Raw genomic sequence first — 22,511 nt, 5'->3', positions numbered from 1 at the left:
CAGTATACACGCTACACACAACTGCACGTACGCTCTTTACCTACCAGGCCCTCTTACGATCTACTGCAGGATCGTGATACCTACACCACCAACGAGCAGCGTTGCAAAACCGTTTATGACAAACAGGAAAAAATGCTGGGTTATGATGTGACCTATAAAATAGGCGACCAGCAGGGCAAAATCCGCATGGAAAATGACCCTGGCACCCGCATTCCGCTTGACCGTAATGGCCAGCTGATCCTGAATTCGAATCAGGCCTGATTGGGCAAAGACACGTCACAGCAGCAGTAACGAAAAAAGCGCCGTAAGGCGCTTTTTTTATGGTGTAAACCGGCGCGGCGAGATTCATCTCGCGTCCCGATAGCCACCATGTTGCATGCAGAAGCGCAATGTATCGCTTCGCCAGGCGAGATGCGGCTGAGGACGCTAAATCCGATTCTTCGCCAGTTCGGCAATGAAGCCCTGAATCCACTCCATCCGCACTTTGCGCTCTTCCAAATCACGAGTGAATCTCAGACGGGTTGGACCATCCAACTTCCACTGTTTAGGATCTTTTTGCAGCAGGCCAATCAACCAACCGGGATCGACATGATTCTGCGGCGCGAACTCGAAGAATCCGCCTTTTTCACTGGCTTCAATTTTACGCACGCCAAGTTCTCGCGCCACCAGACGTAAAGCCGCCACATCCAGAAGGTTGCGCGCCGCATCCGGCAACTTGCCAAAACGATCGATCATCTCAACCTTCAGCTCAGCCAGTTCCTGCTCGTCACTGGCTGAGGCAACGCGTTTATAGAGTGACAAACGCGTGTTCACGTCCGGGATAAAGTCATCCGGCAGCAGCGCAGGCATGCGCAGTTCGATTTCGGTCTGGTTGCTGGTGAGATCTTCCAGCGACGGCTCGCGCCCGGCCTTCAGCGCATCCACGGCGTTTTCCAGCAGTTCCATATACAGCGTGAAACCAATTGTTTCCATCTGGCCGCTTTGATCTTCGCCCAGCAGCTCGCCGGCACCGCGAATCTCAAGATCGTGCGTCGCCAGCGCAAAGCCCGCGCCCAGGTCTTCCAGCGAGGCAATCGCCTCCAGACGCTTCTGCGCATCAGTGGTCATGGCTTTTGGATGCGGCGTTAACAGCCAGGCATAGGCCTGATGGTGTGAGCGCCCGACGCGGCCACGCAGCTGATGCAGCTGCGCCAGGCCAAAGTGGTCAGCACGCTCAATGATGATGGTGTTGGCGCTCGGCACATCAATACCGGTTTCGATGATGGTGGTACACACCAGCACGTTAAAACGCTGGTGGTGGAAATCATTCATCACCCGTTCCAGCTCGCGCTCGCGCATCTGGCCGTGGCCGATGGCGATGCGGGCCTCCGGCACCAGCTCCGCCAGACGCTGTGCGGCTTTTTCGATGTTCTCAACATCGTTGTAGAGATAGTAAACCTGACCGCCGCGTAAAATTTCACGCAGCAGCGCTTCACGCACCACCAGGCTGTCGTACTCGCGCACAAAGGTTTTCACTGCCAGACGGCGGGCTGGCGGTGTTGCAATGATCGACAGATCGCGCATGCCGCTCATCGCCATATTCAGTGTACGTGGGATGGGGGTAGCAGTGAGCGTCAGGATATCAACGTCCGCGCGCATCGCTTTAATACGCTCTTTATGACGCACGCCAAAACGGTGCTCTTCATCGACAATCAACAGACCGAGATCGTGCCATTTCAGGTCGTTTGACAGCAACTTATGCGTGCCGATCAGAATATCCACTTTGCCTTCACGTGCCTGTTCCAGCACCTGACTCTGCTCTTTCGCGCTACGGAAGCGTGACAGCATCTCAATGCGCACTGGCCAGTTGGCGAAACGGTCGCGGAAGTTATCGTAATGCTGCTGCGCCAGCAGGGTGGTGGGCACCAGCACGGCGATTTGTTTGGCATTCTCCACCGCGAGGAAGGCGGCGCGCATCGCCACTTCAGTTTTACCAAAGCCTACGTCACCGCACACCAGACGATCCATTGCCAGCGGCTGGCACATGTCGCTCAGCACCGCATTAATGGCCTGGCCCTGATCCGGCGTAGTCTCAAACGGGAAGCCTTCGCAGAACAGTTGATACTGATCGCGATCGTGCTTAAAGGCGAAGCCGGTTTTGGCCGCGCGTTGGGCGTAGATATCCAGCAGTTCGGCCGCCACATCACGCACTTTCTCCGCCGCTTTCTGGCGTGCGCGTGACCAGGCATCGCTGCCCAGCTTGTGCAGCGGGGCATTCTCATCCGCGCCACCTGCGTAGCGGCTGATCAGGTGCAGTGATGAAACGGGCACGTACAGCTTGGCGTCGCCCGCATAGGAGAGCATCAGATATTCCGCGACAATGCCGCCGGCTTCCAGCGTGGTCAGGCCAATATAACGGCCCACGCCGTGTTCCAGATGCACCACTGGCTGGCCGGGATGCAGTTCAGCAAGGTTGCGAATCAGTACGTCGGGATTGATGGTGCGGCGATTGTCCTGGCGACGACGGCTAACGCGTTCGCCCAGCAGGTCACTTTCACAAATCAGCGCACGATGACCTGCGCTATCAATGAATCCGCGCTCGCTGGCACCAATCATTAAACTGTGCGGCTGTTTGGCGGCTTCTTCAAAGCGTTCAATCGGCTGTGGGCGCAGTTTGATGCGCGCCAGCAATTCCTGCAGGCTTTCACGACGGCCTTCACTTTCTACTGAGAAAATGATCTGCCCATCAAACTGCTCCATGAACTGACGCAGCAGATCGAGTGGCGCTTTCGCCTGGGCCTGCACCGTCAGTTCCGGCAGCGGTTGATAGCCGAGATTGGTATTGGCGGCTTTTTCTGGCAGCGTTTCGCTGCTGAGCTGCATGCGTGGCCAGGCTTTCAGTTCGCCGAGCAACGCGTCCGGGCGCAGCCACAACGTTGCAGGCTCCAGCAGCGGGCGCATAGGATCGATGCGGCGATTGTCGAAACGCGCGTTAGCATCCTGCCAGAAGCGATCGGCGCTGCCGTGCAGATCGCCACTGTTGAGTACCAGCGTGTTAGCAGGCAGATAGCTGAACAGGGTGGGCAACTCCTGCTCAAAGAACAGCGGCTGCCAGTATTCGATCCCGGCAGGCAGCGTGCCTTTGCTCACTTGCTGATAGACATGCTCCGGCTCGCGTCGCACATCAAATAGCTCGCGCCAGCGGCTGCGGAACAGCTCAATCGCCGCTTTATCCGTCGGGAATTCATGTGCAGGCAGTAGATTGATAGCCTCAACCGCTTCCAGCGTGCGCTGGCTGTCCACATCGAACAGGCGCAGGCTGTCAATTTCGTCATCAAAGAAGTCGATACGATAGGGCTGATCGCTGCCCATTGGGAACAGATCCAGCAGCGCGCCACGCGTGGCGTACTCGCCGTGCTCCATCACCTGATCGACATGGCGATAACCTGCCTGCTCCAGCTGATCACGCAGCGCATCCCGCGAGAGTTTTTGCCCCTGCTTCATCACCAGCGCATGGCCGTGCAGGAAGCTGTGCGGACAGACGCGCTGCATCAGCGTGTTGACCGGCATAATCAGCATGCCGCGCGTCATATTGGGCAGTTGATAAAGGGTGGAAAGACGGGCGGAGATAATGTCCTGATGTGGCGAGAAGCTGTCGTAAGGCAGCGTTTCCCAGTCGGCGAGATTGGTGACCGGCAGATCGGTGAACTGGCGAATCTCCTCCTGCAGACGCAGGGCAGATTGCATATCCGGCGTAATCATCAGCACCGGACCCGGGTGGCGTTCGGTAATACTGGCGCACTCAACCGCCTGCGCGGCGCCAATCAGTTCGCCGAGCTGACGATGATCGCCCGCTTTCGCAGGCAGGGTATAACGACTCTGTTCCGACATAAGGACTCGACATTCTCTCCTTGGATTCCAGGGCGTCATCATTCCATAATCCGCCCCCAGGATCATCTGTCGCGGTGCTATTTCTCATCGCCCTTCATACTTCGCGCTGTGGCCGCGTTGGCTGCGTCTCCGAACCCCGGTCACTTACTTGATTGCTGTGTGTAGTGCATGCGCGGACGATCGACGTTAGCCCAGGACAGCTCTTTTTCCAGATGATAGCTGTGGTTGCCGTCGTCCCACTTCACGTAATAGCCGGTTGCCGCATCTCCCTGTTCAAAGACGTTGACGATCTCGCCTCTGATTTCTCCCGATTTGTGTTTCACGATACTGCCCTTCGGAAATCTGAACATGGGTATACTCCTTTTCGCCCGGCATCTTTCGCACCGTGGCGGCGTTGGCTGTGCCTACTAACCCCAGTCACTTACTGATGTAAGCTCCTGGGGATTAGCAAGCTTGCCGCCTTGCCACAGCACGAAATCTTTGGGCTGACTGCGGTGCTGATTAAATGGGCATACTGCGGTGCCGGCTGGACATAAATTTGTGCTACATGGAGAAGTCTACCGCAGGGTATGCCTAATAAACGCACAATAAGTATCATTATTTTGTCGCAATTTTATGCATTGACGCAGATTGCGACGTATTTGGATGCAACTTTGCCACAGACTCAGAGGGTTAGAGGTTTCATAAACAGGGCTGCTCCTTTATCATCCCACTACTTATTTTCAGGCAACTGCCAAGACGGATCTCATGTATCAACCAGTCGCGTTATTCATCGGTTTGCGCTACATGCGTGGACGTGCCTCAGACCGCTTCGGTCGCTTCGTCTCCTGGCTTTCCACCATCGGTATCACGCTGGGCGTGCTGGCGCTGGTCACCGTACTGTCGGTGATGAACGGCTTCGAGCGTGAGCTGGAGGGCAATATCCTCGGCCTGATGCCGCAAGCGTTGGTCACCAGCGACAAAGGCAGCATCAATCCACAACAGGTGAAGGCGGAGAGCCTCAAACTGCAGGGCGTCACGCGTGTGGCCCCGCTGACGACCGCGGATGTGGTGCTGCAAAGCGCGCGCAATGTCTCAGTGGGCGTGATGCTGGGCATCAACCCGGACGAACAAGACCCGCTCACCCCTTATCTTGTGAACACGCAACAGAACGTGCTGCAACCGGGCCAATACAATGTGATTCTCGGTGAACAGCTGGCATCTCAGTTGGGCGTTAAACGTGGCGACCAGCTGCGTCTGATGGTGCCGACGGTGAGCCAGTTTACGCCGGTGGGCCGCTTGCCGAGTCAGCGTATCTTCACCGTCGCAGGCACCTATGCTGCCAACAGCGAAGTCGATGCTTATCAGATTCTGGTGAATCAGCAGGATGCCTCCCGCGTGATGCGCTATCCGCTGGGGAACATCACCGGCTGGCGTTTGTGGCTGGAGAAACCGCTAAATGTGGATGCTTTCAGCGAACAGAAATTGCCGGATGGCCTGACGCTGAAAGACTGGCGCGAGCGCAAAGGCGATCTGTTCCAGGCGGTGCGCATGGAAAAAAACATGATGGGGCTGCTGCTGAGTCTGATCATCGCGGTGGCGGCGTTTAACATCATTACTTCACTCGGCCTGCTGATCATGGAAAAGCAGGGCGAAGTGGCGATTCTGCAAACGCAGGGCTTAACCCGCCGACAGATCGTCGCGGTGTTTATGGTGCAGGGCGCCAGTGCCGGCATTATCGGCACCTTGCTCGGTACGCTGCTCGGCGTGCTGCTCGCCAGCCAGCTGAATAATTTGATGCCAGTGATTGGCCTGTTCCTGGATGGCGCTGCATTGCCGGTCGATATCAACGTCTGGCAGGTGGTCACGATTGCGCTGGTCTCGATGATCGTCGCGCTGCTCTCAACCCTTTATCCGTCATGGCGCGCTGCCGCCGTTCAACCCGCTGAGGCTTTACGTTATGAGTAATACCCCTTTGTTGCAGTGTCGTGACCTGTGCAAAAGCTATCAGGAAGGCAGCGTGCAGACCGATGTGCTGCGCAATGTGGCTTTTAGCCTGCAGCCAGGCGAACTGACGGCCATAGTTGGTAGCTCCGGCTCGGGTAAAAGTACCTTACTGCATCTGCTCGGCGGCCTCGATGCACCGACCTCGGGAGACGTGGTGTTTGACGGCAAGTCGCTGAATGCGATGTCGTCCTCTGCTAAAGCCGAACTGCGCAATCGTGAACTGGGCTTTATCTATCAGTTCCACCATTTATTACCAGATTTCACGGCGTTGGAGAATGTCGCAATGCCGCTGCTGATTGGTAAAACCGCCAAAGCGGAAGCTGCCTCGCGTGCGCTGGAAATGCTGGCAGCGGTAGGACTGGAAAAACGTGCTGCCCATCGTCCTTCTGAGTTATCAGGCGGTGAACGTCAGCGTGTGGCTATTGCGCGTGCGCTGGTGAATCGTCCGCGCCTGGTGATGGCCGATGAACCGACCGGTAACCTGGATGCGCGTAACGCCGATGCGATTTTCAAACTGCTGGGCGAGCTGAATCAGCAGCAGGGCACTGCATTTTTGGTGGTGACGCACGATCTGAACTTGGCCAAACGTCTGAATCGCCAGATGGAGATGCGCGACGGTCAGTTGAGCGAGCATCTGACGCTGGGAGCCATCTGATGGGTTCATCATTATCCCTGCTGCTTGGGCTGCGCTTTAGTCGCGGTCGGCGGCGCGGTGGCATGGTCTCACTGATCTCCATCATCTCGACCATCGGCATCGCCCTGGGTGTTGCCGTGTTGATTATTGGCCTGAGCGCGATGAACGGTTTTGAACGCGAGCTGAACAAACGCATTCTGGCCGTGGTACCGCACGGTGAAATCGAACCGGTGAATCAGCCTTTCCGCAACTGGCAGCCGATGATCGCACCGATTGAAAAGGTGCCGGGTATCGCGGCAGCGGCGCCTTACATTAACTTTACCGGCTTGATTGAGAGCGGCGCGAAGATGCAGGCGTTGCAGGTGAAGGGTGTCGATCCGCAACAGGAATCGCGGCTAAGCGCCTTGCCGAGTTTTGTCGATGGCGATGCGTGGCAGCAGTTTGGCGCGGATAAACAGCAGATCATCCTCGGTGGCGGCATTGCGAAATCGCTTAACGTGAAGCAGGGCGATTGGATCACCATCATGATCCCGAACAATGACGGTGAAAATAAGCTGCTGCAACCGAAACGTATTCGTCTGCAGGTATCAGGCATTCTGCAACTCAGTGGGATGCTCGACCACAGCCTGGCGCTGGTGCCGCTGGCGGATGCGCAAAAATATCTTGATATGGGTGACAGCGTCAGCGGCATTGCGCTGAAGATGAGCGATCCCTTCCAGGCGCAAAAACTGGTGCGCGATGCCGGTGAAGCCACGCACTCTTATGTCTATATTAAGAGCTGGATTGGCACCTACGGTTACATGTACCGCGATATCCAGATGATCCGCGCGATTATGTATCTGGCGATGGTGCTGGTGATTGGCGTGGCCTGTTTTAATATCGTCTCGACGCTGGTAATGGCGGTGAAAGACAAGAGCAGTGATATTGCGGTGCTGCGCACGCTGGGCGCCAAAGATGGCCTGATCCGCGCCATTTTTATCTGGTATGGCTTACTGGCCGGATTGCTCGGCAGCATCAGCGGTGTCGTGGTGGGTGTGCTGGTGGCGCTCAACCTGACACCGATCGTGCGTGGACTGGAGCATCTTACCGGTCATCAATTGCTGGCGGGGGATATCTACTTCATTGATTTCCTGCCATCGGAGTTGCACTGGATTGATGTGATTTCGGTGCTGGTGACCGCCATCCTGCTCAGCCTGATTGCCAGCTGGTATCCTGCGCGGCGTGCCAGTCGAATCGATCCGGCTCGCGTACTGAGCGGACAGTAATGATAAAAAACGCAGCCGCCTTCGCGGCTGCGCACATTTTCAGCGTCTGTGGCATGCAGCCGTCATGCGCAGCCGCTATTATCGGGAACCATTATCCCGAGCCAAACACCCGACATGCGGTGACAACCACCGCAGCATAAGGAGCTTTTATGCGCATACCGCGCCGCCGCCTACGACTCGCCCGCGACAAGAAAAATCGCCGCAAAGTGCATCAGCGCTTTCGCCAGCGCATCTTTGAACGCGATCGCAAAGCTGAACTGGCTGCGCACCCGCAACCGCGCGTCGTGGTACTGACCGGCGCTGGCATCTCCGCCGAGTCAGGCATTCAAACCTTCCGCGCTGCCGACGGATTATGGGAAGAGCATCGGGTTGAAGATGTTGCCACACCAGAAGGATTTCATCGTAATCCCGATCTGGTGCAAGGATTCTACAATGCGCGCCGCCGTCAGTTGCAACAGCCGGAGATTCAGCCAAATGCCGCGCACAAAGCGTTGGCCGAACTGGAACAGGTGCTGGGCGACAACTTCCTGTTGGTGACGCAGAACATTGATAATCTCCATGAGCGGGCAGGCAGTCAGCGCGTGTTGCATATGCACGGTGAATTGCTAAAAGTGCGCTGTGAAAGCAGTGGTCAGGTGCTGGATTGGACGGAAGATGTTAAGCCGGACGATCGTTGCACCTGCTGCCAGTTCCCGGCCCGACTCCGTCCGCATGTGGTGTGGTTTGGAGAAATGCCGCTCGGCATGGAAGAGATTTATCAGGCGATAGAGAAAGCCAATCTGTTTATCGCCATTGGCACCTCCGGGCATGTCTATCCCGCCGCCGGTTTTGTGCATGAAGCAAAACTGCAGGGTGCGCATACCGTTGAGCTTAATCTGGAGCCGAGTCAGGTGGGCAATGAGTTCGCGGAAAGCCAGTACGGCTTGGCCAGTGAAGTGGTACCGGATTTTGTGCATACCTTTCTACTCGGGCTGTATAAGTAAGACGATATCTGGTTAAGCACTTTGCGCTGAGAACGCTAACCTGAAGGATAATGATTTGACGCAACATGGCGCGCCTCACGCGCCATGATAATAACGCAGGTTCTTTAGAGGGATGACAAATGGATCAATTACTTGAGCGTTTTCTCAGTTATGTGGCCGTAGAAACTCAGTCAAAACCGCAGGCGCGTCAGGTGCCCAGCAGTGAAGGGCAGTGGACGCTGGCGCGTCAGTTACAGGAAGAGCTGATTGCACTGGGATTTGTTGATGTGTCCCTGAGCGATCACTGCTGCGTGATGGGCACTTTGCCCGCCAACGTTGACTGGCCGACCCCGGTGATCGGCTTTATCTCGCATATGGATACGTCACCGGATTTCACCGCTAAAAACGTCAATCCGCAGATTATCGAAAACTACCGTGGCGGCGATATTGCGCTGGGCAATGGCGATGAAATCCTCTCGCCGGTGATGTTCCCGATTCTTCACAAATTGATTGGCCATACGCTGATCACCACCGATGGCAAAACCTTGCTGGGCGCAGATGATAAAGCGGGTATCGCTGAAATCATGACGGCGATGGCGCGACTGGTGAAAAAGAATATTCCGCACGGCGCGATTCGTGTGGCGTTTACCCCTGATGAAGAGATTGGACGCGGCACCTCTCATTTCGATGTTGAAGGTTTTGCAGCGGACTGGGCGTACACCATTGATGGCAGCGATCTCGGCGAATTTGAGTTTGAAAACTTCAATGCAGCGACCGCGATGGTGAAAATCACCGGCAATAACGTGCACCCTGGCAGTGCGAAAAACGTCATGGTGAACGCGCTGGATCTGGCGATGCGTTTCCACGCCGAGCTGCCCGCCAAAGAGAAACCGCAGTTCACTGACGGTTATGAAGGCTTTTTCCATCTGCACACCATCAAAGGCACGGTTGAGCACGCCGAGCTGATGTATCTGATTCGTGATTTCGACGCCGACAGCTATGAACAGCGTAAACAGCTGCTGGAAGAGATTGCTGAGCGGGTCGGTAAAGGACTGCAGGCCGAATGCTCAATAAAAGTGGAGATCAGCGACAGCTACCGCAATATGCGTGAGAAAGTTGAGCCGCATCCGCAGATCATTGAGCTGGCGCTGCAGGCCATTCGTGATTGCGGGATTGAACCGGTGGTGAAGCCGATTCGCGGTGGCACCGACGGTTCTGCGCTATCGTGGAAAGGTTTGCCGTGTCCGAACCTGTTCACCGGCGGCTATAACTACCACGGTAAACACGAGTTCGCGTCATTAAATGTGATGTCGCAGGCGGTGGATGTGATTGTGCGCTTGTCTGCGCTGGCAGCAGAGAAGAAATAGTATGAAAAAGGCCTGCTAAGCAGGCCTTTTATCAATATCTTACGTGGCGGCGCAGTCAACAGCGTCTCTGTCGCGGCAAACACCTGTGGTAAATCGCGCCGTGATAAAGAGGCGCGATTTTAGCGCAACAGATTACTCACCAAAGAACCAGTAGCCGCTGTTCACCAGCGCCGCAAGCTGTGCCAGCAGCGACGGATCGTCCAGCGTATCGCCGAAATCTTCCAGCGTTAACACCTGATTATGTGCCAGTGCCGCCAGCACTTCCGGGTGGCTGCACGCCACGCGCTCACCATTCACAAACACCGCATCGCCCAGCGTTAACACGCGCAGGCCACCAAGACGTGTCAGCGCATCGCCTTGCTGCAGCGCATCGTAAATCTCATCAGGCTGATACGGCGGCTCAGGAGGCGCGATATCCAGTTCGTGACGTGTCTGTGAGATAAACTCACCAAACCACTGATTAAACTGTTCTGGCTGATTAATGACATCCAGCATCACCTGACGAATTCCTTCCACTTCAGAAGGCAAAATCTGTGACGGGCAATCACGCGACGGCACATCCGGATCGCTGAAACGATAGCTGCCTAATTCGTGCGCCAGCATGTAATCAGCGAAGCCGCTAATCAATTCACGACCGTTAGGTGCACGGAAACCGACCGAATAATTGATGGCATTTTCCAGCGAATAGCCCTCATGCGGGAATCCTGGTGGAATGTACAGAATGTCGCCCGGCTCCATCTCTTCATCGATGATGGCATCAAACGGCTCAACCTGAAGCAGATCGGGATGCGGGCAGTGCTGTTTCATCGGCACTTTTTCGCCTACGCGCCAGCGACGACGGCCGGTGCCCTGAATGATAAACACATCATACTGGTCGAAGTGCGGGCCTACGCCGCCGCCCGGAACGGCAAAAGAGATCATCAGATCGTCAATGCGCCAGTCAGGCAGGAAGCGGAACGGGCGCATCAGGGCAGCAGAAGGTTCATGCCAGTGATTAACCGCCTGCACCAGCAGCGACCAGTTGCTCTCGCCGAGATGATCATAGCTTTCAAACGGACCATGGCTAACCTGCCATTTGCCGTTGTTATGGCTCACCAGGCGGCTGTCCACCTCGTTTTCCATCGCCAGACCCGCCAGCTCATCAGGAGAAATGGGATCAATGAAGTTTTTAAAACCACGCTTGAGCACCACCGGACGTTTTTGCCAGTAGCGCTGAATAAAGTCGGGCCAGTTAATATCGAGCTGATAGTCCATACGAGTGTTCCGGTTAGGGCCATGAATGCAGGCAAGTATAACAGCCCGCAGGCCTTTCTACTCGCGGTGATGTTCAACTTCCTGACGCTGGAAAATCACTTCCATGCGGGCACCGCCTAGTGGGCTGGTGCTGGCGATCACCTTACCGGCGTATTGTTCGAGGATGTCGCGGACCACGGCTAAGCCAAGGCCCTGGCCGGGACGTAACGTATCGGCACGCTGACCGCGCACGAAGATCAGATCGCGTTTGCTTTCAGGAATGCCGGGGCCGTCATCATCAATAAACAGATGCAGTGCCTTGTCGGTTTGTCGTGCGCTGACCTCAATAAATTCCAGGCAGTATTTGCAGGCGTTATCCAGCACATTGCCCAGCACTTCCATAAAGTCATTTTGGTCGCCGATAAAGGTCAACTCGGGGGAGATATCCAGGGTGATTTCGACACCTTTGCGCTGATAAACCTTATTCAGCGCCGAGCAAAGGCTATCCAGTAGTGCCGACACCGAATGCAGATCGCGCTGCAGCGGATTATGATCGGCTTGCATACTGGCTCGATGCAGGTAGTAGCCAATTTGTTGTGAAATACGGCTAATCTGCTCCAGCATCACCGGCTCGGCCTGCTCCACGGTGAGCTCCTTGCCGCTGCGCAGGGAGCGTAAGGTACTCTGCAACACCGCCAGCGGGGTTTTCAGGCTGTGCGTTAAATCAGACAGGGTGGTGCGATAACGCGTGTAGCGCTGGCGCTCATTGGTCAGCAGCAGGTTGAGATTTCGCACCAGGCTGCGCAACTCCTGCGGTGGATTGTCGTCCAGATTCTCGCGATGACCCGTTTCCAGTTCACGCACCTGCGCGGTTAAATCACCAATAGGGCGCAGGCTCCAGTGCGCGGCCAGCCACAGCAGCGGAATCACTAACAGCAGGTTTGCTGCCAGCACATAGCTAAACCATGACCACACCACATCCGAGTGCTGCAGTTCCTGAGGGATGGAATCCACCACGACGATGGTCAGTGCCGGTAAGTTGGTGGTGGCATCGTAACGGTTGACGGCGACCGAGTGGGTAAAGGTGTCGTTGTTGTCGCTGTCCAGTTGATGTAACCGCTCTTTGACCTCGGAGTTGTTGCCGATGGCGGCCAGACTGGTGCGATTTGTGGTGTCGATTTCATAAAAATCGGGCTTGAGCAGCCACTCACGCCGAATGTTTTTGCGGATGTCAGGCACATCACGCTGCTGCCACAGCAACTTGCCGTGTTCATCGTAGATGAACACCAGCGTCGGGAAATTGAGCGTCATACGCTCTGGCTGGGCAATGGTCAGCTTATTGTTTTGCCATTGCGCCAGGGTGAAGAACAGGTTGCTCTCGCCGCGCATCACGCGATAGGTGTTTTTATCGAAACTCACCACATAGCCGACTACGGCAACCATGCCGTAGGAGAGCGACAGAAACAGGACAATAGCGGCAGTCGCCAGTAAAAACCGGGCGCGTAATGAGAAAGGACGTAAGCGATTCAGCCAATTCATAAATCAGAGATCAAAGCGATAGCCCTGGCCGCGCACGGTGTTAATCACTTCGGTCGGATGGAGCGCAAGAATCTTTTTACGCAGGCGACCCATCAAAACATCAATGGTATGGCTCTCGCGCAGTTCGGCATCGGGATAGAGTTGCAGCATCAACGAATCTTTGCTGACCACTTTTCCGGCGTTGCGGATCAAGGTTTCTACAATGGTGTACTCAAAGGCGGTGAGTTTGACCGGTGCATCATTGACGGTGACTTCACGACGTGACAGATCAACCTGGAACGGCGGCATCGCAATGATCTGCGAAGCGTGTCCACTGTTGCGACGCATCAGCGCCTGCAAACGTGCAGCGACTTCTTCGATATGGAAAGGTTTGGTGACGTAGTCATCGGCACCGGCTTCCAGTGCTTCCACTTTAGCCTGCCAGCCTTCACGCGCCGTCAACACCAGAATAGGTTGACGCACAGCATCACCGCGCCAGCGACGAATCAACGACATGCCATCTTCATCAGGCAAGCCTAAATCGACCAGCGCAATGTCGGGAATGTGTTCCTGCAGGAAATAGTCGGCTTCTTTGGCATCTTCGGCAGCATCCACCTGATGACCCATTTCACGTAACTGCACGGCGAGATGATGACGCAGCAGTGCATTATCTTCCACAACCAGAACACGCATAGAATTTCCTTACCTTCAAACTCAGTGATGATGGCAAGAGTATATGTTAAGCGAGCTAAACAAGAGAACAACACTTGATTGTCATCGTTTGAACGACAGCAGCAAAAAGCGGCGAGCATTCATTCCGGACGCAGGCAACAAGGGATTGATGCACTGGCCGATTTGCTGGTGCTCGACTGCCTGAGGGGAAGGGTAGGGTGTGCGCGCAGGCACACCCTCAATGATTATTTTAAATCATCAACCATCTGAATGGCGCGGCCGAGATAGTTGGCCGGTGTCATCTGCTTCAGACGCACTTTCTCTTCTTCCGGCAGTTCGAGACTGTCGATGAAGGCCTGCATACCGGCTGCATCCACACGTTTGCCACGCGTCAGCTCTTTCAGTTTTTCGTATGGCTTCTCGATACCGTAGCGGCGCATCACGGTCTGGATCGGCTCGGCCAGCACTTCCCAGTTGTGATCCAGTTCGTCCAGCAGACGATCGCGGTTCACTTCCAGTTTAGAGATACCTTTCAACGTCGCCTGATAAGCGATCAGCGCATAGCCCACGCCGACGCCGAGGTTACGCAGTACGGTAGAGTCGGTGAGATCGCGCTGCCAGCGGGAAACCGGCAGTTTGCTCGCCAGGTGCTGCATCACCGCATTCGCCAGACCGAGGTTGCCTTCTGAGTTTTCGAAGTCAATTGGGTTCACTTTATGCGGCATGGTGGAAGAACCAATTTCGCCCGCGATGGTTTTCTGCTTGAAGTGATTGAGAGCTACGTAACCCCAGATATCACGGTCAAAGTCGATCAGGATGGTGTTGAAACGCGCGATGCAATCGAACAGTTCCGCAATGTAATCATGCGGTTCGATCTGAGTGGTGTACGGGTTCCAGGTCACGCCCAGTGAGGTGACAAACTGCTCGCTCAGCTGATGCCAGTCCACTTCCGGATACGCAGCGATGTGGGCGTTGTAGTTGCCGACCGCGCCGTTAATTTTGCCCAGCACTTCGATTTTGCTCAACTGACGCAGCTGACGTTCCATACGGTAAGCGACGTTAGCCATCTCTTTACCCATGGTGGATGGCGTAGCAGGCTGGCCGTGAGTACGCGACAGCAGCGGAATATCACGATATTCCTGCGCCAGACCTTTCACCGCATCGATGATTTTGTTCCAGAAAGGCACGATGACATCACGGCGAGCGGTTTCCAGCATCAGCGCGTGCGACAGGTTGTTGATATCTTCAGAAGTACAGGCGAAGTGGATGAACTCGGATACCGCATGCAGCGCAGGGATATCGGCCACTTTCTCTTTCAGGAAGTATTCAACCGCTTTAACGTCGTGGTTGGTGGTGCGTTCGATGGTTTTGATGCGCGCTGCGTCTTCTTCGCTGAAATTGGCGACAATGGCATCAAGGAAAGCGTTTGCGTCAGCATCAAATGCAGGAACTTCCTTGATCTCTGCGGTCGTAGCCAGTTTCTGTAACCAGCGAACTTCAACCTCAACGCGGAATTTCAGCAAACCGTATTCGCTGAAAATGGCGCGCAGCGGGCTGACTTTATCGCCATAACGGCCATCGACAGGTGAGACGGCGGTCAGAGAGGATAATTCCATCAGTGCAACTCCTGAATCGTTAACAAATTAGGGCAGGGCGGCGCTTAATACGCCGGGCCCAGCCGGGATAAAATGGTTTTGGCTTCACGCAGCAGACGCTGGCGCGAGAACATTAGCTGCAGGCGGCCACCGCCAACCTGCTGCCACAACACAGCGGCACGAATGCCTGCCAGCAAGGTAGCGCGTACTTTGCTTTGTACCTGAGAATTCTGTAATACCTGCGGCGAACCGGTGACCTGAATGCGCGGACCCAGCGGGCTGATCACATCGACATAAATCCCCGCCATGGCACTGGTGATGGTTTCAGATTCCAGCTCGTAATGCGCGAGTTGGCGATCAAGCTGTGCAATGCGCTGAGAGAGCGTGTTCAGCGCCGCGCTGTTGCCGTGCAGTTTACGTTCCAGCACCATCATGCTCAGGGTGTAACGTGTCAGTTCGGCCCCGGCACCCTGGCGGCTGCCGCTGTTCAACACCGCAATCAGCGATTCCAGGCCGAGGTGCAGATTCGCTTCATCATTGCCAAAGACCGCCAGCGTCGAGCCGGGGTTCAGATCCAGCAGGCTGCGCAGCGACACGGTTAATGCGGCATTGTTGCAACTGCCCTGATGCGCTAATTGCTGCACCAGATGCGCGGACTGACAAATACCCGCCAGCGCGAGCGTTATCTCATAATAGTTCTTAGCCACGCTTAACTCCTGTCATCGCGTCGGCAGCGCCGACCTCAGGCTTCTGCCAATGGCAGGCGCTGTTCAATAATGCCGCCGCCGAGGCAAACATCACCCAGATAAAATACGGCCGACTGGCCAGGCGTGACGGCCGCAACCGGCTCGTCAAAACGCACTTCAATACGCTCGGCATCGAGCGGGATAATTTCACAGGGAATATCGGTCTGGCGATAACGGGTTTTCACCGTGCAGCGCAGCGGTGCCGTCATCGTTTGGCGATCGACCCAATCCAGTTGCTGAGCGATCAAGCCCACAGACATCAGGCGTGGATGTTCCGCACCCTGAGCCACCACCAGACGATTGCGCGCCACGTCTTTATCCACCACGTACCAGGGATCGTCGTTGCTCTCTTTGCGACCACCAATACCCAATCCTTTGCGTTGGCCCAGCGTGTGATACATCAGACCCTGATGCTCACCGACAATCTCACCGTCAACGGTTTCGATTTCGCCCGGCTGCGCAGGTAAGTAACGGCCAAGGAAGTCGCGGAATTTACGCTCACCGATAAAACAGATACCGGTCGAGTCTTTTTTCTTCGCGGTGATCAAATCCAGTTCTTCAGCGATACGACGGACTTCGGGTTTCTCCAACTCACCTACCGGGAACAGGCTTTGCGCAATCTGCTCATGGCTCAGGGTGTAGAGGAAGTAACTCTGATCTTTATTGCCGTCGAGGCCGCGCAGTAACTGGCTGGTGCCATTCACATCGGCGCGGCGCACATAGTGACCGGTGGCAATAAAGTCTGCGCCGAGATCTTCAGCTGCGAATTCAAGAAAGGCTTTAAACTTGATCTCTTTGTTGCACAGAATATCGGGGTTTGGCGTGCGGCCCGCTTTGTACTCTTCCAGGAAGTGTTCGAACACGTTATCCCAGTACTCAGCCGCGAAGTTGATTTTGTGCAGTTTAATGCCGAGTTTGTCACACACGGCTTGAGCGTCAGCCAGATCATCAGCGGCGGTGCAATACTCCTCGCCGTCGTCTTCCTCCCAGTTCTTCATGAACAGGCCTTCAACCTGATAGCCCTGCTGTTGCAGTAACCAGGCGGATACGGAAGAATCGACGCCGCCGGACATCCCGACGATCACTTTTTTCTGGCTGTTGTCAGACATGACGCACTCTTAATTACGATAAAAACAGGCGGCGCATTCTATCATGCCGAAGCCGGGCGCGCACCTTCGTGAAACGGCCATTGGAACGGCGCCACCAGTTGCAGCGGATAACGTGCGCCTTGCTGCCACAATCGTACACTCTCAGCGACCAGCGGTGAACGCAGGCGATTCGCCGTCAGAATCTGCTCTGGCGGCAGCCACCAGCAGCAATCGATGTCGCGATCGTGCGGGGACGTCTCGCATTTTTCTGGCAGATCGAGGCCAAACAGGAAACGCACAAAAGGTGTATCGTCAGGCGCGATCCACTGCTGCACACCGAGGAAATACTCAGGTTTAGCGTCTATTCCCGTCTCTTCAAATAACTCACGCTGTGCGGCTTCGAGCAACGTTTCATCAGCTTCGAGATGGCCCGCCGGCTGATTCCAGGTAATACGGCCATGAACACGCTCCTCGACCACCAGCAATTCGCCTTGTGCCTGCACAATGCAGGCTACGGTTACATGAGGTTTAAACATCCTTCCTCCGAATTTGTTAACTAAAAGTTATTGAAAAGTCGTGATCTAAACGTTGGCACTGACATCGCGCCACTCTCCCAGGGCTAAATCGTTCAGTTGATATTTGCCCATGGCAAAGCGAATCAGGCGTAAGGTGGGAAAACCAATATGCGCCGTCATGCGCCGCACCTGACGGTTACGTCCTTCGTACAGGGTGATTTTCAACCAACTGGTCGGGATCGCTTTACGCTCGCGGATCGGCGGCTGGCGCGGCCAGAGCCACTCTGGTTCAGTGACTAATTCCACGCCAGCAGGCAGCGTGGGTCCATCATTGAGGGTGACGCCGTTGCGTAACAGGGATAAATCTGATTCCTGTGGTGCACCTTCAATCTGCACATAATAGATTTTTCCGGTGCGTTTACCGGGCTGCGTAAGTTGCGCCTGTAGCGCGCCATCGTTGGTCAGAATCATCAAACCTTCGCTGTCGCGATCGAGGCGGCCGGCGGCATAAACGTCGCTAACCGGCACGAAATCCTTGAGCGTGCGGCGTCCCGCTTCATCACTGAACTGCGGTAAAACATCGAAAGGTTTGTTAAAGAGTATGACGCGTCGCGGTCCTTTTGGACGTGTGTCACGGCGCACGGGCTGGCGTGCTGCGGTGTTTGGACGCTTATCCTGGTGAATTCGTTGAGAAGTTTTTCGCATGGGCTTTGCAGTCAGAAACAATCGGCGCATTATAACGCGAAACTGCGGTGATTGGCGTAGCGGAAATATTCAAGTAGTATTGACCCGCATCTTACAAATCATTAACAAAAAATCGCTCGAAGGAGAGGTTGATGGAAAGCAAAGTAGTTGTTCCGGCGGAAGGTCAAAAAATCACCCTGGTTCAGGGCAAACTCACTGTTCCGAATAACCCAGTCATTCCTTACATCGAAGGTGATGGCATCGGCGTTGATGTTTCCCCTGTTATGCTGAAAGTGGTTGATGCCGCTGTGAAGAAAGCCTACAACGGCGAGCGCAAAATTTCCTGGATGGAAATTTATACTGGTGAGAAATCAGTAGAACTTTACGGCCAGGACGTCTGGCTGCCGCAAGAAACCCTCGATTTAATCAAAGAGTACCGCGTTGCCATCAAAGGCCCACTGACTACGCCAGTTGGCGGCGGTATTCGTTCTCTGAACGTGGCGCTGCGTCAGGAGCTGGATCTGTACGTGTGTCTGCGTCCGGTTCGCTACTACACCGGCACTCCAAGCCCGGTTAAACGCCCAGAAGATACCGACATGGTGATCTTCCGTGAAAACTCAGAAGATATCTATGCGGGTATCGAGTGGAAAGCGGGCACGCCAGAAGCGGACAAAGTGATCAAGTTCCTGCGCGAAGAGATGGGCGTGAAGAAAATTCGCTTCCCTGAGCAGTGTGGTATCGGCGTGAAGCCGTGCTCTGAAGAGGGCACTAAACGTCTGGTGCGTGCTGCGGTTGAGTACACCATCACCAACGATCGTGATTCTCTGACCCTGGTTCACAAAGGCAACATCATGAAGTTCACCGAAGGCTCATTCAAAGACTGGGGCTACCAGTTGGTGAAAGAAGAGTTCGGCGGCGAGCTGATCGATGGCGGTCCATGGATGAAGTTCAAGAATCCAAACACTGGCAAAGAGATCATCGTTAAAGACGTGATCGCTGACGCCTTCCTGCAGCAGATCCTGTTGCGTCCAGCTGAATACGACGTTATCGCCTGTATGAACCTGAACGGTGACTACATCTCTGATGCCCTGGCGGCACAGGTTGGTGGTATCGGTATCGCACCTGGCGCGAACATCGGTGACGAGTGCGCACTGTTCGAAGCAACCCACGGTACGGCGCCTAAGTATGCGGGTCAGGATAAAGTGAACCCAGGTTCCGTTATCCTGTCCGCAGAAATGATGCTGCGTCACATGGAGTGGTTCGAAGCCGCAGACCTGATTGTTAAAGGCATGGAAGGCGCAATCGCTGCTAAGACCGTGACCTATGACTTCGAGCGTCTGATGGATGGCGCTAAACTGCTGAAATGTTCAGAGTTTGGTGACGCGATCATCGCGAACATGTAATTTCTGCCAGCCAGAAATTGAGACGGGAGCCCATGGCTCCCGTTTTTTTATGCGCTAAGTTAATCGGCCTGCTGTTCAACAGATTTGGCGGATGACGCATGCTGCTGCGACAAGCGCCAGAAATCATTGCCGCCCGGATGCTGATACATGCGCAGGCCAAACTGGCCGACAATCGCATAGATATATTCGAAGATCGCTGACTGCGAATTCTCATACTCCACCCAAAATATCGACGAGGTGAAGCAATAGACTTCTACCGGCAAACCTTCCGGCGAGGGCTTCATGGTGCGCACCACGATATACATATCCTGCTTAATATCATCGCGCTGCGACAGCCACGCGGTGAGATATTTGCGGAACACTGTCAAGTTGGTCATGCCGTTGTCAGCAAACCAACGATCGCCCACTGCATTGCTGTCACGGCCATCCATTAACGCTGACAGCTGTTCGTTAACACCGCGAATCTGGCTCATCTGCTGAATGAGTTCGTGATCGAGAAAGCGAATCGACATTTGGTCGAGGTGGAAGCTACGCATAATACGGCGCGCGCCGGAGGAGAACATCGCCTGCCAGTTGGTATAGGTTTCGGTGAGGAAGTTTTTCGTCGGGATGCGTGACAAAGTGTTATCCCAGTTACGCAGCGTAATGGTGTGCAGTGCAATATCAATCACTTCGCCGCTAATGCCTTTATCCGGCATCTCAATCCAGTCACCAAGTTGCAGCACATCGTTGGATGACACCTGAATATTCGCTACCAGCGACATTAAGGTGTGCTGGAACACCAACATCAATACCGCAGCAACCGCACCCAAACTCGAGATAATAATCACTGGCGATTTATTCGACATAATGGCCAGAATCATGATCGCCGAAATAATGTGCACCAGGATCTTGCCGACCTGAATATAGCCCTTGATCGAGTGATTCTTACGCTTTGATTTGCGGGAGTAGGAGTTGTTAACAATCTCCAGCACTTCTGTGAAGAACAGCGACAGATAAACAAAGAACAAAATGCCGCAGATAGTCTTAATAGCAATCAGCAGATGCTCGGGCAGATCTGGCATAAACTGCAGCAGGTAGTAGACCGTGATCACCGGAATAAAGTTTGAGAGCTTTTCAGATAGCCGCACATCTTTATCGAGTGGAACCTGTTTTTTGTGTGTGCTGAAGAAGACCTTGCGCACCACCTTCACCACAAAGAATTTGCAGATCAGATGCGTCACCATCCCCGCAATCACCAGCAGCAGCAAGCTAAAAGTGGTGGATAGCAGGGTGTTACTCTCAATAAATTTCTGGATATCGCTTAAATAATTCATATTCACAACATGCCTGACAACGATGGCGGGGATTCAATCACAAACTGTGATCATACTGTATGCGACAAGTGCGCAATTTCTTAACGGCGGTTCGCGCCTGACAATACATTTCGCAAAACTTTGAAACAGATAGCATCCATGAACCCCTCGTCGTGCCTTTTCCGGCAAAACCCGCTATGTTTTGCGCTTCAGATTCTGGAGGTGGTATGCAAGGTGTCATCAAATTCGTTAAGGGCTGGTTGCTGTTTTCGCTGCTGTGGGGCATTTTCATGTGGTTCACTTCGTGGCAGGCGCAGGGTGAGGCCATCAGTATGGTGGTGGTGAAAAGCTTGTACGCTGGATTGATTTATCAGGCATTGATGACCATGGTGGCGCGCTTCAAAGCACGCCGTTCGCAAGCCTGATTGCTCACATCTCCCCACACAGCTTTGCGCAGCGCTGACGCTAATTTGCACTCTGTCAGGCAATCTGGCCCGACTCAAAACAGTGTGGGTGGAAGTGAAGATGGCAAAGACGTCATTAGCCGCGTGGTTCTTTTTACTGGTGTCATTTGGCAGCTGTGCGCAATTACCTGACGTGCCAGTGAATATCTCTGTGCACCAGGGGCGTCATCTGGATGTGAATAACAGCACGGCTGATGTGGCAGAGACGCCGGATGAACATATTCAGGAAAGGTTGGATGAGGTCGGTCATCATCAATAAGCGTTGGGGCCAGGAAGGCCCCCCATCGCCGCTTATTTCCTGCCCAGCAGGAAACCGACAATAATGCCGATGCTGGCCGCTACCGCCAGGCCAGTTGCCGGATTATCACGTACCGATTTGACCACGCAATCTGCTGCATCCTGCACAGCATAACTGGCTTGCGCGGGATAACGACGCGCGGCGCCTTTAGCCTGATGTTTGCGAGAGCCGGTCCATTCCCCGATTTTTTCTTCAACTGCGCCCGCTGCTTCATTCAATTTTGCTTCCGCTTTATCAGTCATGATGACTCCCTGCTGGTTGTGAATATTACGATTCAGCGTAGTCACAGATTTTCAGACCAGCAACCCGCAGGCCAACGAGGTTGTAACAGTGGTTTGCAGGATTGTTGAACTCTGTCCAGGCTTAAACGAAGTAGCAGGCCTTTTGATTTGCGGAAATCAGGCCGTGTCACACCAGGAGGAGAGATGAAACGTGATGTATTAAGTGAAGACGATTACGATGAAGTGTGTCGGGTCATTGGCGACGCGGTGATTGTCCTATCCGAATGTGGCCACGAAACTAAACGCGCTGAAATCACCGATTTATTGCAGCGAACCCGCCATCATCGCGCGCATGATGAACGCGACGAACAGCGGATGCTGGAGCATGCGATTCGTCTGGTCAAACCCTAATCCCTAAGGGTGTCACGAGACGCCCTTAGGGATTGCCGCGATAAGCCGGATACCAGGTCACCAAAAAATGGCGAAGATGATCGAAACACCACTCGGCATCGTCGGCTTGCTGACAATAATAGCGAATGGTGACTTTCTCATAGCGCATATGACGCTGATGCAAAGGTGACCAGCCCCAATCCAGCACGGCGCGGGCGTAATTGACCAGGGTGCCGCTCTGCATGTTGTGCTGCTTCTCTTGTCGGCTCAGATAGAGTTCAAATGCCTGATCCAGACTTTGCGTC

21 protein-coding genes and 2 pseudogenes are annotated in these 22,511 nt (G+C 54.5%); 10 read left to right on the top strand and 13 right to left on the bottom strand.

Features of this window, described 5'->3' with window-relative positions:
- A pseudogene (locus H7A81_RS15465) lies at positions 1 to 261 on the top strand (hypothetical protein); the annotation flags it as partial.
- 165 nt (positions 262 to 426) lie between these two features.
- Here the strand turns inward: H7A81_RS15465 and mfd are convergent.
- Both mfd and H7A81_RS15455 read right to left on the bottom strand, forming a co-directional pair.
- A complete protein-coding gene (gene mfd / locus H7A81_RS15460; protein ID WP_182057960.1) occupies positions 427 to 3,870 on the bottom strand; it encodes a transcription-repair coupling factor in 3,444 nt (1,147 codons plus the stop codon).
- Between the two features lie 140 nt (positions 3,871 to 4,010).
- A complete protein-coding gene (locus H7A81_RS15455; RefSeq protein ID WP_034822057.1) occupies positions 4,011 to 4,220 on the bottom strand; it encodes a hypothetical protein in 210 nt (69 codons plus the stop codon).
- 397 nt (positions 4,221 to 4,617) lie between these two features.
- On the opposite strand from H7A81_RS15455, the gene lolC reads away from it, so the two are divergent.
- The 5 genes from lolC to pepT all read left to right on the top strand — a co-directional run bounded on the left by lolC (position 4,618) and on the right by pepT (position 10,084).
- A complete protein-coding gene (lolC, locus tag H7A81_RS15450; protein WP_182057959.1) occupies positions 4,618 to 5,817 on the top strand; it encodes a lipoprotein-releasing ABC transporter permease subunit LolC in 1,200 nt (399 codons plus the stop codon).
- Positions 5,810 to 6,511 carry a lipoprotein-releasing ABC transporter ATP-binding protein LolD gene (lolD, locus tag H7A81_RS15445; protein ID WP_166931779.1) on the top strand — a complete coding sequence of 234 codons (702 nt, stop codon included), beginning with the start codon at positions 5,810 to 5,812 and terminating at the stop codon, positions 6,509 to 6,511. Before lolC ends, lolD begins: the two co-directional genes overlap by 8 nt.
- Positions 6,511 to 7,755, top strand: a complete 1,245-nt coding sequence (gene lolE / locus H7A81_RS15440) for a lipoprotein-releasing ABC transporter permease subunit LolE (RefSeq protein WP_038647554.1) — start codon at positions 6,511 to 6,513, stop codon at positions 7,753 to 7,755. The genes lolD and lolE overlap by 1 nt, the downstream gene beginning before the upstream one ends.
- Positions 7,756 to 7,904: 149 nt before the next feature.
- Positions 7,905 to 8,738: a Sir2 family NAD+-dependent deacetylase gene (gene cobB, locus H7A81_RS15435; protein ID WP_182057958.1), complete on the top strand. Its 834-nt coding sequence runs from the start codon at positions 7,905 to 7,907 to the stop codon at positions 8,736 to 8,738.
- Between the two features lie 119 nt (positions 8,739 to 8,857).
- Positions 8,858 to 10,084 (top strand): peptidase T, encoded by a 1,227-nt coding sequence (gene pepT / locus H7A81_RS15430; protein ID WP_182057957.1) that lies wholly within the window; start codon positions 8,858 to 8,860, stop codon positions 10,082 to 10,084.
- A 132-nt stretch (positions 10,085 to 10,216) separates the two neighbouring features.
- Here pepT and H7A81_RS15425 read toward each other — a convergent pair whose 3' ends face one another.
- The 8 genes from H7A81_RS15425 to rluE form a co-directional block, all read right to left on the bottom strand.
- Positions 10,217 to 11,338: a cupin domain-containing protein gene (locus tag H7A81_RS15425; protein ID WP_182057956.1), complete on the bottom strand. Its 1,122-nt coding sequence runs from the start codon at positions 11,336 to 11,338 to the stop codon at positions 10,217 to 10,219.
- Positions 11,339 to 11,395: 57 nt separating this feature from the next.
- Positions 11,396 to 12,856, bottom strand: a complete 1,461-nt coding sequence (gene phoQ / locus H7A81_RS15420; RefSeq protein WP_058962308.1) for a two-component system sensor histidine kinase PhoQ — start codon at positions 12,854 to 12,856, stop codon at positions 11,396 to 11,398.
- Positions 12,857 to 12,859: 3 nt separating this feature from the next.
- Positions 12,860 to 13,528 carry a two-component system response regulator PhoP gene (phoP, locus tag H7A81_RS15415; RefSeq protein WP_034822036.1) on the bottom strand — a complete coding sequence of 223 codons (669 nt, stop codon included), beginning with the start codon at positions 13,526 to 13,528 and terminating at the stop codon, positions 12,860 to 12,862.
- Between the two features lie 224 nt (positions 13,529 to 13,752).
- Entirely contained in the window at positions 13,753 to 15,123 is a 1,371-nt protein-coding gene (purB, locus tag H7A81_RS15410) for an adenylosuccinate lyase (RefSeq protein ID WP_097119194.1), read from the bottom strand.
- Between the two features lie 44 nt (positions 15,124 to 15,167).
- Positions 15,168 to 15,809 carry a high frequency lysogenization protein HflD gene (hflD, locus tag H7A81_RS15405; RefSeq protein WP_182057955.1) on the bottom strand — a complete coding sequence of 214 codons (642 nt, stop codon included), beginning with the start codon at positions 15,807 to 15,809 and terminating at the stop codon, positions 15,168 to 15,170.
- A 35-nt stretch (positions 15,810 to 15,844) separates the two neighbouring features.
- Positions 15,845 to 16,957 carry a tRNA 2-thiouridine(34) synthase MnmA gene (gene mnmA, locus H7A81_RS15400; RefSeq protein ID WP_182057954.1) on the bottom strand — a complete coding sequence of 371 codons (1,113 nt, stop codon included), beginning with the start codon at positions 16,955 to 16,957 and terminating at the stop codon, positions 15,845 to 15,847.
- Positions 16,958 to 16,998: 41 nt separating this feature from the next.
- The gene (locus H7A81_RS15395) at positions 16,999 to 17,472 is read right to left on the bottom strand and encodes an NUDIX domain-containing protein (RefSeq protein ID WP_038647540.1); all 474 of its coding nucleotides are present in this window, start codon (positions 17,470 to 17,472) and stop codon (positions 16,999 to 17,001) included.
- 45 nt (positions 17,473 to 17,517) lie between these two features.
- Complete coding sequence (gene rluE / locus H7A81_RS15390; RefSeq protein ID WP_236699797.1) at positions 17,518 to 18,156, bottom strand: 23S rRNA pseudouridine(2457) synthase RluE; 639 nt, start codon at positions 18,154 to 18,156, stop codon at positions 17,518 to 17,520.
- A 131-nt stretch (positions 18,157 to 18,287) separates the two neighbouring features.
- Between rluE and icd the strand changes: the two genes are divergently transcribed.
- On the top strand, positions 18,288 to 19,538 hold the full coding sequence (gene icd / locus H7A81_RS15385) for an NADP-dependent isocitrate dehydrogenase (protein WP_038647536.1): 1,251 nt from the start codon (positions 18,288 to 18,290) through the stop codon (positions 19,536 to 19,538).
- A 59-nt stretch (positions 19,539 to 19,597) separates the two neighbouring features.
- Here icd and H7A81_RS15380 read toward each other — a convergent pair whose 3' ends face one another.
- Positions 19,598 to 20,854: a mechanosensitive ion channel family protein gene (locus tag H7A81_RS15380; protein ID WP_045813885.1), complete on the bottom strand. Its 1,257-nt coding sequence runs from the start codon at positions 20,852 to 20,854 to the stop codon at positions 19,598 to 19,600.
- Between the two features lie 206 nt (positions 20,855 to 21,060).
- On the opposite strand from H7A81_RS15380, the gene H7A81_RS15375 reads away from it, so the two are divergent.
- Complete coding sequence (locus H7A81_RS15375) at positions 21,061 to 21,258, top strand: DUF6404 family protein (RefSeq protein WP_034822012.1); 198 nt, start codon at positions 21,061 to 21,063, stop codon at positions 21,256 to 21,258.
- Positions 21,259 to 21,358: 100 nt separating this feature from the next.
- Positions 21,359 to 21,556 (top strand): hypothetical protein, encoded by a 198-nt coding sequence (locus H7A81_RS15370; protein WP_160832506.1) that lies wholly within the window; start codon positions 21,359 to 21,361, stop codon positions 21,554 to 21,556.
- Between the two features lie 32 nt (positions 21,557 to 21,588).
- Here the strand turns inward: H7A81_RS15370 and H7A81_RS15365 are convergent, their stop codons facing one another.
- Positions 21,589 to 21,837, bottom strand: a complete 249-nt coding sequence (locus H7A81_RS15365) for a DUF883 family protein (protein WP_034822005.1) — start codon at positions 21,835 to 21,837, stop codon at positions 21,589 to 21,591.
- A 183-nt stretch (positions 21,838 to 22,020) separates the two neighbouring features.
- Here H7A81_RS15365 and H7A81_RS15360 point away from each other — a divergent pair, with 183 nt between their 5' ends.
- A complete protein-coding gene (locus H7A81_RS15360; RefSeq protein WP_034822002.1) occupies positions 22,021 to 22,227 on the top strand; it encodes a DUF2767 family protein in 207 nt (68 codons plus the stop codon).
- Between the two features lie 25 nt (positions 22,228 to 22,252).
- On the opposite strand, the pseudogene H7A81_RS15355 reads toward H7A81_RS15360, so the two are convergent.
- Positions 22,253 to 22,511, bottom strand: a pseudogene (locus tag H7A81_RS15355) (hypothetical protein); the annotation flags it as partial.

This window comes from Pantoea sp. ME81 (genome assembly GCF_903970985.1).
Lineage (GTDB): Bacteria > Pseudomonadota > Gammaproteobacteria > Enterobacterales > Enterobacteriaceae > Pantoea > Pantoea communis.
The sequence above is the reverse complement of the archived record's forward strand: the minus strand, read 5'-3'. Positions and strand labels throughout refer to the sequence as shown.

Coding starts and splice junctions, on each gene's coding strand:
- mfd (WP_182057960.1), bottom strand. CDS start 3,870: ATGTCGGAACAGAGTCGTTATACCCTGCCTGCGAAAGCGGGCGATCAT.
- H7A81_RS15455 (WP_034822057.1), bottom strand. CDS start 4,220: ATGTTCAGATTTCCGAAGGGCAGTATCGTGAAACACAAATCGGGAGAA.
- lolC (WP_182057959.1), top strand. CDS start 4,618: ATGTATCAACCAGTCGCGTTATTCATCGGTTTGCGCTACATGCGTGGA.
- lolD (WP_166931779.1), top strand. CDS start 5,810: ATGAGTAATACCCCTTTGTTGCAGTGTCGTGACCTGTGCAAAAGCTAT.
- lolE (WP_038647554.1), top strand. CDS start 6,511: ATGGGTTCATCATTATCCCTGCTGCTTGGGCTGCGCTTTAGTCGCGGT.
- cobB (WP_182057958.1), top strand. CDS start 7,905: ATGCGCATACCGCGCCGCCGCCTACGACTCGCCCGCGACAAGAAAAAT.
- pepT (WP_182057957.1), top strand. CDS start 8,858: ATGGATCAATTACTTGAGCGTTTTCTCAGTTATGTGGCCGTAGAAACT.
- H7A81_RS15425 (WP_182057956.1), bottom strand. CDS start 11,338: ATGGACTATCAGCTCGATATTAACTGGCCCGACTTTATTCAGCGCTAC.
- phoQ (WP_058962308.1), bottom strand. CDS start 12,856: ATGAATTGGCTGAATCGCTTACGTCCTTTCTCATTACGCGCCCGGTTT.
- phoP (WP_034822036.1), bottom strand. CDS start 13,528: ATGCGTGTTCTGGTTGTGGAAGATAATGCACTGCTGCGTCATCATCTC.
- purB (WP_097119194.1), bottom strand. CDS start 15,123: ATGGAATTATCCTCTCTGACCGCCGTCTCACCTGTCGATGGCCGTTAT.
- mnmA (WP_182057954.1), bottom strand. CDS start 16,957: ATGTCTGACAACAGCCAGAAAAAAGTGATCGTCGGGATGTCCGGCGGC.
- H7A81_RS15395 (WP_038647540.1), bottom strand. CDS start 17,472: ATGTTTAAACCTCATGTAACCGTAGCCTGCATTGTGCAGGCACAAGGC.
- rluE (WP_236699797.1), bottom strand. CDS start 18,156: ATGCGAAAAACTTCTCAACGAATTCACCAGGATAAGCGTCCAAACACC.
- icd (WP_038647536.1), top strand. CDS start 18,288: ATGGAAAGCAAAGTAGTTGTTCCGGCGGAAGGTCAAAAAATCACCCTG.
- H7A81_RS15380 (WP_045813885.1), bottom strand. CDS start 20,854: ATGAATTATTTAAGCGATATCCAGAAATTTATTGAGAGTAACACCCTG.
- H7A81_RS15375 (WP_034822012.1), top strand. CDS start 21,061: ATGCAAGGTGTCATCAAATTCGTTAAGGGCTGGTTGCTGTTTTCGCTG.
- H7A81_RS15370 (WP_160832506.1), top strand. CDS start 21,359: ATGGCAAAGACGTCATTAGCCGCGTGGTTCTTTTTACTGGTGTCATTT.
- H7A81_RS15365 (WP_034822005.1), bottom strand. CDS start 21,837: ATGACTGATAAAGCGGAAGCAAAATTGAATGAAGCAGCGGGCGCAGTT.
- H7A81_RS15360 (WP_034822002.1), top strand. CDS start 22,021: ATGAAACGTGATGTATTAAGTGAAGACGATTACGATGAAGTGTGTCGG.